14 protein-coding genes are annotated in these 16,878 nt (G+C 59.4%); 6 read left to right on the top strand and 8 right to left on the bottom strand.

The genetic code is table 11. The annotated features are described in order from the left end of the window. Window positions 1-312 precede the first annotated feature (312 nt). Together J3R75_RS18540 and J3R75_RS18535 are read left to right on the top strand one after the other, a co-directional pair. Window positions 313-1,107 carry an endonuclease/exonuclease/phosphatase family protein gene (locus tag J3R75_RS18540; RefSeq protein WP_307264901.1) on the top strand — a complete coding sequence of 265 codons (795 nt, stop codon included), beginning with the start codon at window positions 313-315 and terminating at the stop codon, window positions 1,105-1,107. 42 nt (window positions 1,108-1,149) lie between these two features. Continuing rightward, a complete protein-coding gene (locus J3R75_RS18535; protein WP_307264899.1) occupies window positions 1,150-1,659 on the top strand; it encodes a hypothetical protein in 510 nt (169 codons plus the stop codon). Window positions 1,660-1,740: 81 nt separating this feature from the next. Here the strand turns inward: J3R75_RS18535 and J3R75_RS18530 are convergent, their stop codons facing one another. The 8 genes from J3R75_RS18530 to J3R75_RS18495 form a co-directional block, all read right to left on the bottom strand. Beyond that, window positions 1,741-3,492, bottom strand: a complete 1,752-nt coding sequence (locus J3R75_RS18530) for a sensor histidine kinase (protein ID WP_307264897.1) — start codon at window positions 3,490-3,492, stop codon at window positions 1,741-1,743. Window positions 3,493-3,494: 2 nt separating this feature from the next. Next, complete coding sequence (locus tag J3R75_RS18525) at window positions 3,495-4,184, bottom strand: response regulator transcription factor (RefSeq protein WP_307264895.1); 690 nt, start codon at window positions 4,182-4,184, stop codon at window positions 3,495-3,497. Further along, the gene (gene phoU, locus J3R75_RS18520) at window positions 4,174-4,851 is read right to left on the bottom strand and encodes a phosphate signaling complex protein PhoU (protein ID WP_307264892.1); all 678 of its coding nucleotides are present in this window, start codon (window positions 4,849-4,851) and stop codon (window positions 4,174-4,176) included. The genes J3R75_RS18525 and phoU overlap by 11 nt, the downstream gene beginning before the upstream one ends. 54 nt (window positions 4,852-4,905) lie before the next feature. After that, the gene (gene pstB / locus J3R75_RS18515; RefSeq protein WP_307264889.1) at window positions 4,906-5,661 is read right to left on the bottom strand and encodes a phosphate ABC transporter ATP-binding protein PstB; all 756 of its coding nucleotides are present in this window, start codon (window positions 5,659-5,661) and stop codon (window positions 4,906-4,908) included. Then, window positions 5,651-6,511, bottom strand: coding sequence for a phosphate ABC transporter permease PstA (gene pstA / locus J3R75_RS18510; RefSeq protein WP_307264886.1), 861 nt, complete (start codon window positions 6,509-6,511; stop codon window positions 5,651-5,653). The genes pstB and pstA overlap by 11 nt, the downstream gene beginning before the upstream one ends. Beyond that, a complete protein-coding gene (pstC, locus tag J3R75_RS18505; protein WP_307264883.1) occupies window positions 6,508-7,443 on the bottom strand; it encodes a phosphate ABC transporter permease subunit PstC in 936 nt (311 codons plus the stop codon). Before pstC ends, pstA begins: the two co-directional genes overlap by 4 nt. 101 nt (window positions 7,444-7,544) lie before the next feature. Beyond that, window positions 7,545-8,549 (bottom strand): phosphate ABC transporter substrate-binding protein PstS, encoded by a 1,005-nt coding sequence (gene pstS / locus J3R75_RS18500; RefSeq protein WP_307264880.1) that lies wholly within the window; start codon window positions 8,547-8,549, stop codon window positions 7,545-7,547. Window positions 8,550-8,807: 258 nt separating this feature from the next. Then, window positions 8,808-10,937, bottom strand: a complete 2,130-nt coding sequence (locus J3R75_RS18495; RefSeq protein WP_307264876.1) for a cation:proton antiporter domain-containing protein — start codon at window positions 10,935-10,937, stop codon at window positions 8,808-8,810. Window positions 10,938-11,443: 506 nt separating this feature from the next. On the opposite strand from J3R75_RS18495, the gene J3R75_RS18490 reads away from it, so the two are divergent. The 4 genes from J3R75_RS18490 (at window position 11,444) to J3R75_RS18475 (ending at window position 16,875) form a co-directional block, all read left to right on the top strand. After that, window positions 11,444-12,064: a TetR/AcrR family transcriptional regulator gene (locus J3R75_RS18490; protein WP_307264873.1), complete on the top strand. Its 621-nt coding sequence runs from the start codon at window positions 11,444-11,446 to the stop codon at window positions 12,062-12,064. A 67-nt stretch (window positions 12,065-12,131) separates the two neighbouring features. Continuing rightward, a complete protein-coding gene (locus tag J3R75_RS18485; protein WP_307264870.1) occupies window positions 12,132-14,066 on the top strand; it encodes a TolC family protein in 1,935 nt (644 codons plus the stop codon). A gap of 66 nt (window positions 14,067-14,132) precedes the next feature. Further along, on the top strand, window positions 14,133-16,154 hold the full coding sequence (locus J3R75_RS18480) for an efflux RND transporter periplasmic adaptor subunit (protein WP_307264868.1): 2,022 nt from the start codon (window positions 14,133-14,135) through the stop codon (window positions 16,152-16,154). Between the two features lie 16 nt (window positions 16,155-16,170). Further along, the gene (locus J3R75_RS18475; RefSeq protein WP_307264865.1) at window positions 16,171-16,875 is read left to right on the top strand and encodes an ABC transporter ATP-binding protein; all 705 of its coding nucleotides are present in this window, start codon (window positions 16,171-16,173) and stop codon (window positions 16,873-16,875) included. The last annotated feature ends 3 nt before the right edge of the window (window positions 16,876-16,878 follow it).

Below are 16,878 nucleotides of genomic sequence, written 5' to 3'. Positions count from 1 at the left end.
CTCGCGGACGGATCGGACGGATCGGACGGATCGGATTGCTGATCGGTCTGATCGGTCGGATCGGTCGGATCGGTCTGATCGGTCGGATTGTCTTTCTTGTTATCGCGGACGGATCGGACGGATCGGACGGATCGGATTGCTGATCGGTCTGATCGGTCTGATCGGTCTGATCGGTCTGATCGGTCTGATCGGTCTGGTTATTTGAAAGTGCTTTGCGAGGCTGTCTTTATTAGTAAAGCTGGTATATTATCCGTTGAGTTGTTTGTTCATGAGTGTCCTTTGTATCTGCCACGCCAAGACAGAGAGAGAACGATGTACAAAGATCGCGACCCCCTGATACGCCTCGCCACATATAACGTCCGCTGTCCGGTTGACAAAGAGCCCAACGACTGGGCGCACCGCCTGCCGCGTTTGCTGGCGCTGATGGAGAAGCACCGTTTTGGGATTGTGGGGCTGCAGGAGGCCACCAAGGGACAGATTGAGGACCTCTGCGGCGATGGCTGGGCATACGTCGGTCAGGCTCGCGAGGACGGTCTGGAGAAGGGCGAGTACTCGTGCATCATTTATCGTCCCGAGCGTTTTGAGGTAGAGGAGACGGGGACCTTCTGGCTATCCGAGACGCCGGACGTTGCCGGGAGCCGTTCCTGGGAGAGCGTGTGTACGCGGATTTGCACCTGGGGGCGTTTTCGTGATCGGCAGACGGATAGCTGCTTTACCCATTTCAACACTCATCTGGATCATCGCAGCAAGGCTGCTCAGCTCAATGGTATGAAGCTCATCCTGGACCAGATCAAGACCATTGCGCCCGAGGGCGCGGTGATTCTCAGCGGCGACTTCAACGTTTTTCCCGACAGTCCGGTGATTGCCTTGGTTGACGCCATTATGCACAACGTGTGGGATATCTCGTTGACGCCGGTCGAGGGCCCGCATTACACGTTCAACGCCTTCACCTACCGTGACGAGCCCACGCCGACGCATCCGCAGCCGATTGATTACATCTATGTAAACTCGTCCGTGCGGGTGCAGGGTGTGCGGGTGCTCAACGATTCGGATCACGGGCTGTATCCGTCGGATCACTTCCCCGTCATGGCGTGTCTGAATATCTGATGAGCCGGCGAGGACGCGCGCGGTAGTGGGGGGCGAATGGCCATGGCGTTACCAGTGGTGATAGAGGTCAACGACCTGATGCAGAGCGGCTACCGCTATGTGCTGAGCGCGGAAACTGGGCGGGATTTCGATCCGGAGTTCCGGCCGGAGCTGACGCCGAAGGAGATGCTGGAACTCGGGGTTTTTGGCGGCAAGTACATGACGGACTGCCGTGAGGAGTTTCCCGCGGCGTGGTTTCAGCGGGCAAAGCTGAGTCCGGCAAAGACCGACCCGTCTTTGAACTGCTTTGGCGTGCTGGCGTCGCAGCCCTTGGCCGAATGGCGCCGCAAAGGTTGGATTTACCACGAAGACCCCCGTGGCTGGTTCCAATGGTATTGCCGCTATTATTACGGCCGGCGTTGTCCCGACGATCTGCGGCAGATAAAGCGCTGGAAGGCCATTGTGCGCCATATTGCGCAGATTCGCGCCAACTGCCGCCCCGGCGACCTGGAATGCCGCGCCCGGCAGCGCCAGGCCGTGCTGCAATGGGCCTACGACAGCCGCCGCATCTGACGCGCGCATCGCGGTCACGGCTCGCCAGGCGGCCCAGACTGCGCCTTAAGCGCTATCGCTGCGCTTTCCTGACTTCCCACTTCACAACGGCAGATTGATTTTGAACGTGCAGCCTTTACCGGGGGTGCTTTCCAGTTCGGCATAGCCGTGGTGGAGCTGGGCGATGTGCTTGACGATGGCCAGGCCGAGGCCAGTGCCGCCGAGTTGTCGGCTGCGTTCCTTGTGCACGAGGTAGAAGCGTTCGAAGATGCGCGGGTGGTGTTCCGGGGCGATGCCAATGCCGAAATCCTTGACGCTGATTGTGGCCAGGCCATTGTGTTGGGTCAACGACAATTCGACGCGGGGGCTGCCACTGTAGACTAGCGCGTTGTTGATGAGATTCACCACGGCTTGTTCCAGCAGCTGGCAATCGCCCTGGATGTTCGTGGGCGTATTCTCCGTAATGACTAGCTCGATGTGCGCATCGTCTGCTTTGGGCAGGCAAAGATTCATGGCGTTAATGAGAGTCGAGTCGAGCTTGATCTCGGTGAAGTCCTGTTTTTTGCTGTTTTGTTTGCGTTCCAGGGCCGCGAGGCTGAGAATGTCTTGCACCAGCAGATTGAGGCGGCGGGACTGTTGGGCGAGGATGGCCAGCAGCTTGGCTTTCGCCTCCGGGGTCATGTCTTCTTCTTCCTGGAGGGTTTCGACGGCGCCGACGATGCAGGTCAGCGGCGTTTTGATCTCGTGGGAGACATTGGCGATGAAATCGCTGCGGAAGGACTCCATGCGGCGCTGCTGGGTGAGATCGCTGATGGTGAGCAGCAGCAGCTTGTCTTCGTCCTGGTGGATGACGTAGCCCTTGACCAAGAGCTGCAGGGTGGCTTCGGGACGGCGGAAGGCGACTTCGCTTTCGAATGGCACACCATCTTTGATGGCCTGATGGGCTTTGGCAATGAGTTCGGGCATGCCGGAGCGCGCGAGATTGAAGCGGGCATCGGGGGTGAAAAGACCGAAGAGGACGGCGGCGGCACGGTTATACTTGATCGCATCGCCGTTGGGGAGCAGCAGCAACACGGCTTCGTTCATGGCGTTGAAAATGGCGTCCTTCTGATTGCGTTCATGCATGACTCTGGCCAGCTGGATTTTGAGTTGGTCGGTCATGGTCGCCAGGCTGATGGCCAGGTCGCGAAGCACGCCGCGCGGCGGAATGGCGATGCTGGTGCTCAGATCGCCCGCGGAGATGGCCATGGCGGCTTCCTGCAGGGCCAGGATGGGTTTGCGCACGCGGTGGAGGATGTAGAGGGTGAGCATGAACACCAGGGCGCCACCGAAGAGCAGCGAGAGCACCATGTTTTGTTTGGCGAGCACGACCATCTGTCGGGCGCGGTCGGTGGGCACAGCCGTCCGCAGCACGTAGTCGCCATGGTTGCTTGGCAGCAGCAGCGCGTGATAGATCATCCACTGATTGAGACTCTCGCTGTAGCGCTCGATTGTGCTGGGTTGGCCGCGGAACGCCGCGCGGATTTCGACGCGGTCGCTGTGGTCACCGAGAATGCCGACGCGTTCGGCGGAGTCGGCCGCGACCTTGCCGCTGGCGTCGATCAGACTCAGGCGCAGCGTGTCGCTGGAGAAAGAATCACAGAAACTGCGCGCGTCGTCAAGCCGTCCCTGGTCCAAGAGCGGGCGGACGATGTGTTCCACGAGCTGGGCTTCCTGCTCGATGTTGCGGCGGGCGTCCTGCATGTACGACGCTTCGAAGAGTCGCAGCTGCCAGTAGAAGAGCATGCCGAAGAGGACAACGCCGCAACCGATGACGATGGGCAGACCGAAGAGGATTCGGTCGCGTGATTTCATAGTCAGATCCCTGATTTCAGGCGGTAGCCGACGCCGCGGACGGTGTCGATATTGGCGCCCCACTCGCCGAGTTTGCGGCGCAGATTGACGATTTGGACATCGATGGCGCGTTCGGTGACGGGGTAGCCATCGCCTTTGACGCGGTTGATGATCTGGTTTCTGGTGAAGACTCTGCCGGGGTGGGCGGCGAAGAGCTTCATGATTGCGAATTCGCTGTAGGTAAGTTCGAGATTTTCGCCGTTGAGTTTGGCGCTGTGGAGTTCGTCATTGATGACCAGGCCATTATGGCGTTTTTCACTGCTGTCTTCCTGTTCGCTGAGCTGTCGCAGTTGGGCGCGGACGCGGGCAACGAGGATTTTGCGGCTGAAGGGCTTGGTGACATAGTCGGCGGCGCCGAGTTCGAGGCCGAGGACGACGTCGCTTTCGTCGCTTTTGGCGCTGAGGATGATGACGGGTATAGCTTTGGTCAGCTCGTTGTTTTTGAGCTGGCGGCAGACGTCAAGGCCGTCTATGCCCGGCAGCATCAAGTCGAGAATGACGAGGTCGGGCAGGTGCACCTGCGCCAACTTGAGACCGTCTTCGCCATTGGCGGCGCTCATGACCGTGTGGTAGCCGGCGCTTTCCAGCGCGAGCACCACCAGTTCGCGGATGGCTTCTTCGTCTTCAATGACCAGAATGCGTTCATTTGCCATTGTTGATGTCCTCGTGGCAGTGGCGGACGATGCGTCCGTGTTCCAGGTAGATGATGTCTTCACAGATGTTGGTGGCGATGTCGGCGACGCGTTCCAGGCAGCGGGAGACCGTGAGGCAGTCCATGTAGTAGCTGGCCTCGGCGGGGTGTTTGAGGATCATCTCGCGGACCAGCTCGTAGTTGTTTTTATGGATGAGGTCCACTTCGTCGTCGCGGCGGATGACCACGGCGGCGGTGGCCACGTCGTGGTAGCTCATGGCGTCCAGCGCTTTCTTCAACATATCGCAAGCTTTGGCGACCATTTCGCTGAAGTCGAATTTTTCCACGCGATCTTCGGCGAAGCGTGCCATATCGGCGACGCGTTCTGAGATATTGACGGCGAGGTCGGCGGCGCGTTCGAGTTCGTTGTTTATTTTGAGGACGGTGATGACTTGTCGCAGGTCGCCGGCGACGGGTTGGTAGAGGGCGAGGATTTTGAGGCATTCTTCCTCAATGCGGATTTCGGTGTCGTCAATGGCGGCGTCGCCGGCGATGACCTTCTGAGCGTCGTCCAAGTTATGGTTTTCGACGGCGCTGATAGCCAGGAGCACGGCGTGTTCGGCGAGGGCGGCCATATCACCAATCATGATTTGGAGAGTGATAAAAGCCTGTCGGAAATGTTCTTTCATGGTGCTGTTCTCCGTGCGGGCGATACGAGGTGGTGGCAGCCGGCGCGGCTGTTTTCAGCCGAAGCGGCCGGTGATGTATTCTTCAGTTTTCTTTTGCTTGGGGTTGGTGAAGATGCGCGCGGTGGGGCCGTCTTCAATAATATGGCCTTTGAAAAAGAATGCGGTGTTGTCGCTGACGCGTGCGGCCTGTTGCATGTTGTGGGTGACGACGACGATGGTGTATTTTTCCTTCAGGTCGAGCATGAGCTCCTCAATTTTGAGGGTGGCGACGGGGTCGATGGCGCTGGTGGGCTCGTCCATGAGCAGGATTTCGGGTTCGACGGCGATAGCGCGGGCGATGCAGAGGCGCTGTTGCTGGCCGCCGGAGAGTGCCAGGCCGCTGTTTTTGAGTTTGTCTTTGACTTCGTCCCAAAGCGATGCCGCACGCAGGGCTTGTTCGACGCGTTGCTGGAGTTCCTTGCGCGGGAGTTTGAAATGCAGCTTGAGCGCGTAGGCGATGTTTTCAAAGACGGACATGGGAAATGGCGTAGGTTTCTGGAAGATCATGCCGACCTTACGGCGCAGTTCGAGCACGTCGATCTGGGGGTCGAGGATATTGACGCCGTCGATGAGCAGTTCGCCGCTGGCGCGCTGATCGCGGTAGAGTTCAAAGATGCGGTTATAGATGCGCAGGTGGGTGGATTTGCCGCAGCCGGACGGGCCGATGACGGCGGTGACGCGCCGTTCCTCGATGTCGAGGCAGTTATCGAAGAGTGCCTGGTGGCTGCCGTAGAAGAAGCTGAGATTTCTGGCGCTGATTTTAGTGGCCATCGTTTTGTCCTCGGAAAAGCAAACGCGTAGCGATATTGATAGTAAGAACGAGCATCATGACGACCAGAGCGGCGCCCCAGCCGGCCTGGTGCATTTCAGCGAAAGGGGAGTTGGTGGCATACTCGGTGATGAGCACGGGCATGTTTGCGGTGGGGCCGCCGAAGTAGTTGGTTGGCCAGCTGTCGGCGAAGAGCGCGGTGAAGAGTAGTGGCGCAGTTTCGCCGGAGACGCGGGCGAGGGCCAGGAGGACGCCGGTGAGCAGGCCCTTGCGGGCGGCGAAGGAGATGATGCGTAGGGTGGTGCGGGTTCGGGTCATGCCCAGGGCGAGTGCGGATTCGCGCAGGGTGTAGGGCACCATGCCGAGCATGTCTTCGGTACTGCGCATGATCACCGGGTACATGATGATCGCCAGTGCGACCGAGCCGGCCAGGCCGGAGAAATGCCCGCTGGGTACGACCATGATCATGTACACGAAGAGGCCGATGATGACCGACGGCATGCCCATCATCACCGTTGCCGAAAAGCGCAGGACGCTCGTGATGGCGCGGTTGTCTTTGTACTCGGAGAGGTAGATGCCGCCGAGAAGCGCCGGCGGCACGGCGATTGCCGCGGCACCGAAGGTGATGGCGATGGTTCCCAGCAGCGCATTGGCGATGCCGCCGTTGGCAATGCCGTAGGGGCGCGATGGATTGATCAGAAAGCTCGGGCGCAGTGCGTGGTGGCCGTAGGCGATGACCGTGCCGATGATCCACAGCATGGTCAGCACCGCCAAGGCCACCGCCAGGGCGGAAAAGGCCCGCACCAGGCGGTCGGTCCACTTGCGGGTGGTGATGCTGCGTTTGCTTTTCATGAGCGGCTCTCCCCGCGCCGGGCGCTGGTGGCGTGCAGGTAGTACTGGGCGGCGACCTGGATGGCGAACGACATCAGCAACAGGACGAGCCCGAGCGCAAAGAGCGCACTGCGCTGGAGGCCGTCGGCCTCAGCGAAGTTGTTGGCCAGGGTGGCGGCGATGGTGGTCGCCCCCGAGAAGATGTCTTCGGGCATATCCATGAGATTGCCGATGACGAAGAGCACGGCCATGGTTTCGCCGAGGGCGCGACCCAGGCCAATGAAGATGCCGCCGAGGACGCCGCGGATGCCGTAGCGCAGCACGATGTCCTTGGCGGTTTCCCAGCGGGTGCAGCCAATGCCGTAGGCGGCTTCGCGCAACATCGGCGGGGTCATTCTGATGACATCGCGCAAGATGGCGCAGATGTAGGGCAGTACCATGATGGCCAAGATGAGTCCGGCGGTGAGAATGCCGAAGCCGTTGTAATACTCGCCGACATAGCGGCCGAGCAGGGGCAGCTGGTGCAGGCGCAGGACATCGACCATGAAAGGCTGGACATGCGCCTGCATAATGGGTGCCAGTACGAAGAGCCCCCACATGCCGTAGATAACGCTGGGGATGGCCGCCAGCAGATCAATGGCGTGGCTGAGGACGCCAGCGATCAGCGGCGGCGCATCAACCAGAAACAGCGCGGCGGCAAAGGCCAGCGGGATGGCAATCAGGAGAGCAATGACGGTGGTGCAGAGGGTGCCGACGATGCTCGGCAGCGCCCCAAAGTGATTGGCGACCGGATCCCAGTCGCGCGAAAACAGAAAGCCCAGGCCGAACTCGCGCCAGGTCGCCGCCGAACTCAGCGACAACTGCACAAAAAAGCCCAGCATGAGCAGGCCGGCAAGAGCGGCGCAGATCAGGCAGAGCCAGTAGAAAATGCTGTCAGTGCGAACGGTGATCATAGGGTAGACGTTGTGGACCTGGTGGACGTTGTGGACGCTATGAACGCTATGTTGCCGCCGGGGAACGCGTTATGGGCGTTCCCGGCGGCGCTGTTGTCTGGTCAGTTCAGGACCGTACTTTGAATGAGCTTGACGACATTCTCGGGTATGGGCACGTAATTGAGGCGTTTGGCGGCGGTGGCGCCGGTAGCGAAGCACCAGTTGACGTAGGCTTTGATGGCCTCGCGGGTTTCGGCGGGGCTGTCTTTGCGGAGGAGGATGTAGGTCACGCCGGTGATCGGCCAGGAATCCGCGCCGTCCTGGTCAGTGAGAATCATATAGTAGCCGGGGGCGTTTTTCCAGTCGGCGTTGGCCGCCGAGGCCATGAACGACTCGACCGTGGGTTTGACGAAGACGCCTGCGCGGTTTTCGAGCTGGGAGGTGGTGATTTTCGCTTCGACGGCGTAAGTGTATTCCGTGTAGCCGATGCTGCCACGGATCTTGGCGACGTTGTTGCAGACGCCGGGGTTCTTTTGGCCGCCCAGGCCCACTGGCCACTGCACGGAAGCGGCGGCGCCGACTTTTTCCGCCCACTCTGTCGAGATTTTGCTGAGGTAGTTGGTGAAGATGAAGGAGGTGCCGCTGGCGTCCGCCCGGCGCACGACGGTGATTTTCATGCTGGGCAGTTTCATGCCGGGATTGGTGGCGCTGATGGCCGGGTCATTCCAGGCGGTGATCTTGCCCAGGTAGATGTCTGCGAGGGCTTTGCGGCTGAGTTTGAGCTCGCCATCGGCGACGCCGGGCAGGTTGACGATGATGACCACGCCGCCAGTGAGCATGGGGAACTGCACGAGGCCTTCGCTTTCCTGTTCTTCGATGGTGAGTGGATTGTCGGTGCCGGCGAAATCGACCGTTTTGGCCTTGATCTGGTTGAGGCCGGCGCCGGAACCCACGCTCTGGTAGTTCACCGTGATGCCCTTGCTGCTTTGGCTGAAAGTGTAGGTCCAGTTCTGGTACACGGGCGCTGGGAAGGACGCGCCCGCGCCGTTGATGGTCTGTTGGGCAAAGGCCGAGCCAAGAAGGGTGGTCAAACCGGCAAGCGCTGTGCACATTGTTTTCTTCATCATTGCCTACTCCTGTGTTGGTGTTGGTTCTGTTCTCCCGCGTCGGGCGGGGAGACATTCGTCGCATCGTCTGCTGTACTGACCATTACGATAAGGAGTTTTCTTGTGTCAATGATGATGACGAGGTTAGGATTGCGTTAAGCAGGGAAAAAAGAAACGCCGGTAATTGGCAGGGAATGCCAAGTACCGGCGGCGGTGATAAATCGGGGTTTACTGGTCGCTCATTTCACGCCGCCGGGACGGCAGCGCGGCCAGGGCCGTTCACCCTTTTTTGAGCTTGCTGAGGAAGACCGCGCGGATGTCTTCGATTTCAGGGCTGGCGCTCAAGGCCTGGACGTTCTTTTCGTTGCCGAGGACGGAGGCGACGTGCGCCACAAACTGTAGATAGGGCCCTTCGGCGAATTTTGGGCAGAGACTGAGGACGAAGATTCTTGTTTTGGGGCCGTTGTCGCCAGGGGTGTCACAGCCATTGCGGCTGATGCCGATGGCGGTGACCAGCTCGCTGACGCCGTTGGTGCGGGCGTGGGGCAGGGCGATGCCGCCGGCGATGCAGGTGTGGACGACGGCCTCGCGGGCGAGGACGTCGCGCTGGCAGAGCTCGATGTCCAGCAGGCGGCCGGAGCGAGCCAGGACCTGTACCAGCTCGCAGATGGCCGCCTCGTGGGTCGTGGCCTTGAGGTCGTTGACCACGCAATCATGGCTGATGATTTTGTCCAAGTCCAGGGGGACGCGTTTCCTCGGCGCCTCACTGCCATTGATGATGCCTTCGCTCATGCCCACCGGGCAGGCCATGCGTTTGAGCTCTTCCATGTTTTTGTGCAGTTCGACGAAGGTCTCATACATCGCTGTGCGGATGAGGCGGACGTTGTCACTAGATGATTCAAAGTCGAAACCGTTGTTGTCGATCAGCAGGGTGAACGTGACATTTTCTTTACGGAAGTTGATGATGTTTTCGTCGCGAGTGAATTCCGAATGGCGGAAGCCCTCGAGGCGGAGGTTTTCCATAAGGGTGCGCAGGACAAAATCGCGGACGACTTCGGAGGGCAGTGTGAAGTGGGTGAAGACGAGCGTGGCGTCGGCGACATCTTTTTTGACGCCTTTGCCGGGGATGCCGAGCATCATTGACAGCATCGGCGGCGCGACAATGGTGGTCATCAAGGTCATGATGATGGCGACGCCGAAGAGTTTCGGGTCGATGATCGGCGTGGGTTGGCCGCCGACCATCATGGTGGTGGTTGCGCCAATGCCGGCGATGATCAGGGCGACTTCGCCGCGGGGGATCATGCCGGCGCCAATGCGTAGGGCGCCTAACATATTGAAGTTCAGGAATAGCGCGGGCAGGGCGCAGCCAATGATTTTGCTGATTATCGCCAGGGCGCTGTAGAGCAGGCCGAAGGTGAGCACATCCATGTCACCCAGTACGCGGACGTCAACCAGCATGCCCATAACCACGAAGAAGACTGGCACGAGAAAATCATAGATGCCACGCAGTGAACGTTGCAGGGAAAAGGCAATGTCGGTCTTGGACAAGCTCAGGCCCATGACGTAGGCACCGACAATCATCGCCAGGCCGGCCTGCTCAAAGAGCCCCGCCAGCAGTAAGGCCAGGCCAAAGGCCAAAATGGAATACACCGCCGAGGGCCGGAACAGCTTCAGAAATTTTGCGATGTGGTGTGCCGTTACCAGGCCCAGGGCCGTGACGCCCAGCCAGATGCCGACACTTTTCACCGCGATGATCTCAATCCTTGTCCAGTCGACCCCGCCGCCGTCGCCCGTGGAAACGGCGACGATGCCCATGACCACGGCCAGGCAGATGATGCCCAGCACGTCGTCAATCACTGCTGCGGCCAGGATGGTCGTACCCTCCGGCGAATCAATGCTTTTCTTTTCGGACAAGATGCGCGCGGTGATGCCCACGGATGTCGCTGTGCTCAGGATGCCGAGGAAGAGACAACGCGGGTCCATGAAGCCGACGTCGAGCATGAGCATGCCCAAGCCGGCACCAAAGCCGAACGAGAAGATGACGCCGCCCAAGCCGATGACCGTACCGGCAACCGAGTAGCGAAAGAACAGGCGCAGGTCGGTTTCCAGGCCGGACATAAACAGCAGAATGATCGACCCCAGCGTCGCGATGCCGTACAGAGGCGTTGATACCGGCAGGCCACCGCTGGCTGGTAACGCGAAAAGGCCCTGGGCAAAATGACCGGCGCCAAAGCCAATGCCACCCAGCAAATAGGGGCCAATGATAACACCAGCCAGGAGTTCGCCCAACACCGGCGGAATGTGAAAACGCTGCGCGGCTTTGCCGCAGAAGCGCGCCGCAAAGATAATCACGCCAATCTGAATCGCCAAAATCGAAATCTGCGCAACAACCGACATTTCTTCGTGCATACCGTCCTCACTTTGTTCTGTTGCCCATCCGGCAGCAATGCTGCGGCCGGTGGCATGTCTGGACCTGGGCTGTCAACGCTCGTGAAGCGTGACATAAATTTGTGTGCTAATATATACTGAGTTGTCAGTTTTTCGAGGCTTGGCGTGGAGAAGCGCGATGATATGTCATGTTTTGTCATGTTTTATGGAGGTAGCGGGGAGCCTCGACTGCATTTTGATGATCGGGCGCATCAGACGACGTGATCAGTCTGATCAGTCTGATCAGTCTGATCAGTCTGATTGACTGTCTTTTTCGCGGACGGATCGGACCGATCCGACCGATCCGACCGATCCGACGACTTGATCAGTCCGATCCGTCCGATCCGTCTGATCCGTCCGAGAAAAAAGAACAAATAAGACAATAACGCCGGCGCCTCGGCGTTAAGCTGCATATGGAACTGCCCGGTCAGTTTTTGTGGTATTTGGGTTCATGTTTTTAGTTGCAGTAATCATGGGGGAGTTTTGTCATGCGGAAGACGGATGCGAAGCGTCGGCAGATCATGTCTGCTGGCGAGGGTTTATTTGCGGCTCAGCGATATGATGAGATCACGATGGACGCGGTGGCGTGTGCGGCTGGTGTGGGCAAAGGGACGATTTACCGTTATTTCAGTAGCAAGGAAGCGTTATTGCTGGCGATAGTCGAGGCTGCGCGTGAGGATTTATTGCAGGCGGTGGTGGAGACCTCGCAGGCGCCTGGTGATTTTCATCGTGTATTGTTGACGACGTGTCGGCGGATTGTTGATTTTCACGAGCAGCGTCATCACATACTGCAGCAGGTATTTTTGATTGGCAAGCGTCTTGCGGGGGAGAGCAAGGGCGAGTTTCATCGGCGCTGGCATGACGACTACATGCGATTATTGCGGGCATTTGCGCAGGTTTTCGAGCGTGGGATTGCTGCTGGCGTCATGCGCGAAGGGGTGAAGGCCGAGACAATGGCGGGAATACTGCTCAACCAGTTGTATGGCTGGGGGGCGATGCGCATGCATGGCCGTAACAGCGATTTAAGTTTGGAGAGCTTGGTGGAGCTATTCTGCTTGGGTGCCTATCGTCGCAGTGCCGACGAGGTCCTCAGCCGGGCGCAATCATGATACAGTAGTAATTTTCATATATTCGATCGGGTATCAGGGGTTGTTAGCATTCAGGACAAGAAGGACTATGTCAGGAAAACACGTCACACAGAAACTCCATGGGGCTGAGTTCGGCGGTACAACGGGCCGTTATGGGCAAGTGCCGCCGGCGCGGTCATGCCGGTCTTTGACCAGGTTGGCATCGTTAGGCATCGGCATTGTTATGCTGATCACTGGCTGTCGTACGAGCCAGCAATGGCGCGAGCAGGCCGATGAACGCGCCACGGCCTTGCTCAGCAAAGCGCAGGAGCTGGAGAATGGCCGCAGTGAGCCCATCATCGTGGAGAGTGCGGCAGACAGCCTGCGTCGGCGTCTGCTCATTGATCAGCGGCTGCAGACGTCCTCGCCGGCGTCGCAGAGCATCCGCGATTTGGCAGACGATGACCGTTGGCAGACAGCCCGTCATGTGCGGGATGGCTCGGCCTATCAGGAGCAGTGGCGCGGCAGCGAGCCGATACAGCCGACCTTGGTGGAAGCCCTGCAGATCGCTGCGCACAACAGTCGCGAGTTTCAGGATCGCAAGGACCAGCTGTTTCAGACGGCGTTGGCCCTGGACCTGGAAGACGACGCCTTCCGCAATACGTTCACGGGCATGTTTGACAGCACGTTGAGCAGCACTCACGATGGCACCCGCCGCAATACTGGCTTGGTCCATGATGGCGGCCTGGGCTTTGTGCGGACCTTCAAGAACGGCGTCGAGCTGGCCAGCAGTATCAGCGTGGACTTGGTAAAAATGCTTACTGGTGAGCGCAAATCCAGCTGGGGCATTACGGGTGATGCTTCTGTCACCGTGCCCTTGTTGCGGGGCAGCGGCGAGTTCATCGTTAGCGAGCCACTGACGCAGGCCGAGCGGAATCTGGTGTATGCCGTGCGGGAATTTGAGCAGTACAAGCGCGATTTTGTCGTACGCATTGCCAGTTCGTATCTGAGTGTCCTGCAGACAGCCCAGCGGGTGGTCAATCAGGAGGAAAATTACAAACGCGTGGTGCTTTCCACGCGGCGCTCACGGCGCATGGCCGATGCCGGTCTGATGCCAGAATACCAGTTTGACCAGGCCGTGCAGGACGAACTCAACGCTCGCAATAACTGGATCAACGCCCGCGAATCTTACGCCAATTCCCTGGACAGCTTTCGCATCCTCCTGGGGCTGCCGCCGGATGCCGAGGTCATACCCCGGCAGGACGAATTGCAGGGCTTGCAGCAGCGCTTTGCGGATATGATGTCCACTGCCGATATCACGGACTACTCGGGGAAAGTACCTGACGCCGAGGCGCCGGTGGAGCTTCGGGATTTGGATAACAGCAACGCCGGTCCCAACGAAATTGAACTCGAACGCGCTGTTCGCATTGCCTTGACAACGCGGCCGGATTTGCGCAACTACCTCGATCGTATTGAGGACGCGCAGCGCAAAGTGCTGATTGCCGAAGACGCGTTACGGGCGGAGTTGACGCTGGGCGGTCGAGCGGCCGTGGGCGAGGGCCGTTCGCTGGGCCAAGCTGGCATGGACAATGGCGATTTCCGGCCATCCGTCGGCAGCTACTCATCGTTCCTTTACCTCGATTTGCCATTTGAACGGACTCGTGAACGGAACAATTACCGCAATAGCCTGATCAGCCTGGAAAAGGCCGTGCGCAGTTTTCAAGGCTTTGAAGATGGCATCAAGCAAAGTGTGCGCGCGAAACTGCGCAGCTTGCAGTCGAATCGCTCCAGCGTGATCATTCAGCGGCAGGCCGTGACTCTGGCTGAACGCCGGGTGAAAAGCACCGACCTGCTGCTCAAGGCCGGCCGCGCGGAAATCCGCGACGTCCTGGAAGCGCAGAACGCGCTGTTGTCAGCTCAGAATTCGCTTAATTCGGCCATTGTCTCCTACCGCACCAACGAGTTGGAATTCCAGCGCGAGCTCGGCGTCCTCGCCGTCGATGTCGACGGCCGCTGGCAGGAGCTCGAGTTTAGCACGCCTTGAGCGGATTATTGCCAGTAATAGCTTGATAATAAATGGTATAGACACAAGAAACAACAGGGGCAAGAGATGAAAAAAACGCGTGGCAAGAAATGGTTTGTGCTGCTGCTGGTGGTGGTGGTGGCGGTGTTCGGCGGGAAGTGGTATTTGCGTTGGCAAGAGCAGCGGACGAAGGCTGGCGAGCAGGCCAAGCAGATCTTCGCCAAAGTGGAAGAGGGGCCGCTGGTGATCAATCTGACGGAGTCAGGCAGCATCAAGCCTCGCGAACAGCTCGTGATCAAAAGTCAGGTCGAGGGCCGCGTGTCCATCCTCTTTATCGTGCCGGAAGGCCAGCGGGTCAAGGAAGGCGATCTGCTGGTCGAATTGGATTCGTCGACCCAGAAGGACAATCTCGTCAACCAGGAAATCACTGTGCAGAATGCACAGGCGTCTCATGTTCAAGCGGTGGAGAATCTCGAAGTGGTGAAAAACCAGGCCAAGGCCGATGTGGACAAGGCCGAGCTGGACCTGCGCTTTGCCAAAGAGGATTTGATCAAATATCAAGAAGGCGAGTATCCTAAGACTCTCAATGAACTGGAAAGCCGCGTGACCCTCGCTGCCGAAGAGCTGGAGCGGGCGCAGTACAAACTCGAGTGGTCTAAGACGCTGTATGAGGAAAAATACCTGTCGGAAACCGAATTCCGTTCGGATAAGTTGGCTGGCAAGCGTTACGAACTGGAATTGAAGACAGCCCAGAACAATCTGGCGCTATCGAAAAATTACACCTATAAACGGCAGGTGGCCCAGCTGGAAAGCGATGTCAGCCAGCGCACCATGGCCTTGGAGCGCATTCAACGCAGCAGCCGCGCCAATGTGGTGCAGGCCGAGGCGCAGCTACGCGCGCGTGAATTGGAGCTCAATCGTCAGAAAAGCAAGCTGGTCAAAATCCAGGAGCAGATTGAAAAATCGCAGATTTACGCGCCGGCGGACGGCCTGGTCATCTACGCGACCAGCTCCCGCGGGCCGTGGCGCTCCAACACCCAGCCGCTCGAAGAAGGCCAGGAAGTCTTTGAACGCCAGGAGCTCATTTATCTGCCGACGGCGGACACCTTCGACGCCGAGATCAAAGTCCACGAGACCAACCTGAAGAAGATTTTCATTGGTCTGCCGGTGCGCATTCGCATTGACGCTCTGCCGGGCCGGGTATTCCTGGGCAAGATCACCAAGGTCGCGCCTTTGCCGGACGCGCAGAGCATGTTTATGAATCCCGATCTGAAAATTTACAACACGACAGTGAGCATTGATGGCGGCGACGGCGTGCTCAAATCCGGCATGAACTGCGAAGCCGAGATAATCATCGAGCAGTACACCAAGGCCATGTTCGTGCCCGTGCAGTGCGTCGTGCGCGCCGCCGGCACGCCTGTTGTCTATGTCCGGCAAGGCGACAGCGTCGAGCGTCGCGACGTGGAAATCGGCATGGACAACAACCGCATGGTGCGCATTCTGTCTGGTCTGAAAGTCGGCGATGAGGTGCTGGTGACGCCGCCCCTGCACGAGGCCGTGTCACTCCGCGCCAGCGAAGAAGTCGTCGATATGAAAATACCGACCCGCGAAGAAGCCGAAAACAACGAGGCGGCCCGGCAGGCAGCCAACAACCGCCGCCGGCCCCACAACGGCGGCGGGGGTGATGCCGTCGCGCCGGCCGACGGCGCTGCCGAAAACGTCGCGCCGGCCGACGGCGCCCGTCGCGAGGGCGGCCGCCGGCGTTTTGAAAACATGAGCGCCGAAGAACGTGAAGCCATGCGCAAGCGCTTCGAAAGCATGACGCCCGAGGAACGCGAAGCCATGGGCCGCCGCATGCGCGAACAACGCGGCGAAGGTGCGGCACCCGCAGGCGATGGCGCTGAGGGCGGCGAACGCCGGCGCCGGCCACGCCGCACGGAAGGCGGCGGTGCCGAAGCTGCGCCCCCGCCGCCCGCTGATGATGCCGCCCCGCCGCCCGCTGGTGATGCGCTCCCGCCGCCCGCTGGTGATGCGCCGCCGCCGCCCGCTGGTGATGCGCCGCCGCCGCCCGCTGGTGATGCCGCCCCGCCGCCGCCGGTCCAGCCATGAGAAGGGGGACCTCAGCATGACAGAAGCAATAAAACAACCGGGCGATTACGCCGTCCAGCTGGTGGATCTTTACAAGATCTACAAAATGGGCACGCAGGAAGTGCGGGCGCTTGATGGCGTCAGTGCCGATTTTGACAAGGGCAGTTTTTGGGCGATCATGGGCCCCAGTGGTTCAGGCAAGAGTACGATGCTCAATCTGCTGGGCTGCCTGGACCGGCCGACCTCGGGGAGTTATTACCTCTCAGGGCGGGACGTGAGCATACTGGACGACAATGAGCTCAGCGACATTCGCCTAAAGTACCTGGGCTTCATTTTCCAGAGTTTCAATCTGATTCCGCAGTTGACGGTAGAAGAGAACATCGCCTTGCCGCTGTATTACCTGGGCTGGTCGGCAAAGGAGCGTACGGATCGCGCGCACAGTCTGGCCAAGTTGGTGGGACTGGAGGACCGCCTGCGGCACCGCCCGACGGAGTTGTCCGGCGGGCAGCAGCAGCGCGTGGCTATTGCGCGGGCGCTGTCCAACGACCCGGTTTTCTTGCTGGCGGATGAGCCGACCGGCAATCTCGATTCGGCCACCAGCATGGAAATCATTGAGCTATTGCAGAAACTCAACCAGGAAGGCAAGACCATCATCATGGTCACCCACGAGCCAGATATCGCCAAGTTCGCCCGGAAGCGCCTGTATATGCGCGATGGCAAGATCCAGAAAGTGGAGGGCTGAGCC

Source organism: Oligosphaera ethanolica, assembly GCF_030814695.1.
GTDB lineage: Bacteria > Verrucomicrobiota > Lentisphaeria > Oligosphaerales > Oligosphaeraceae > Oligosphaera > Oligosphaera ethanolica.
This window is presented reverse-complemented; position numbering and strand designations above follow the sequence as displayed.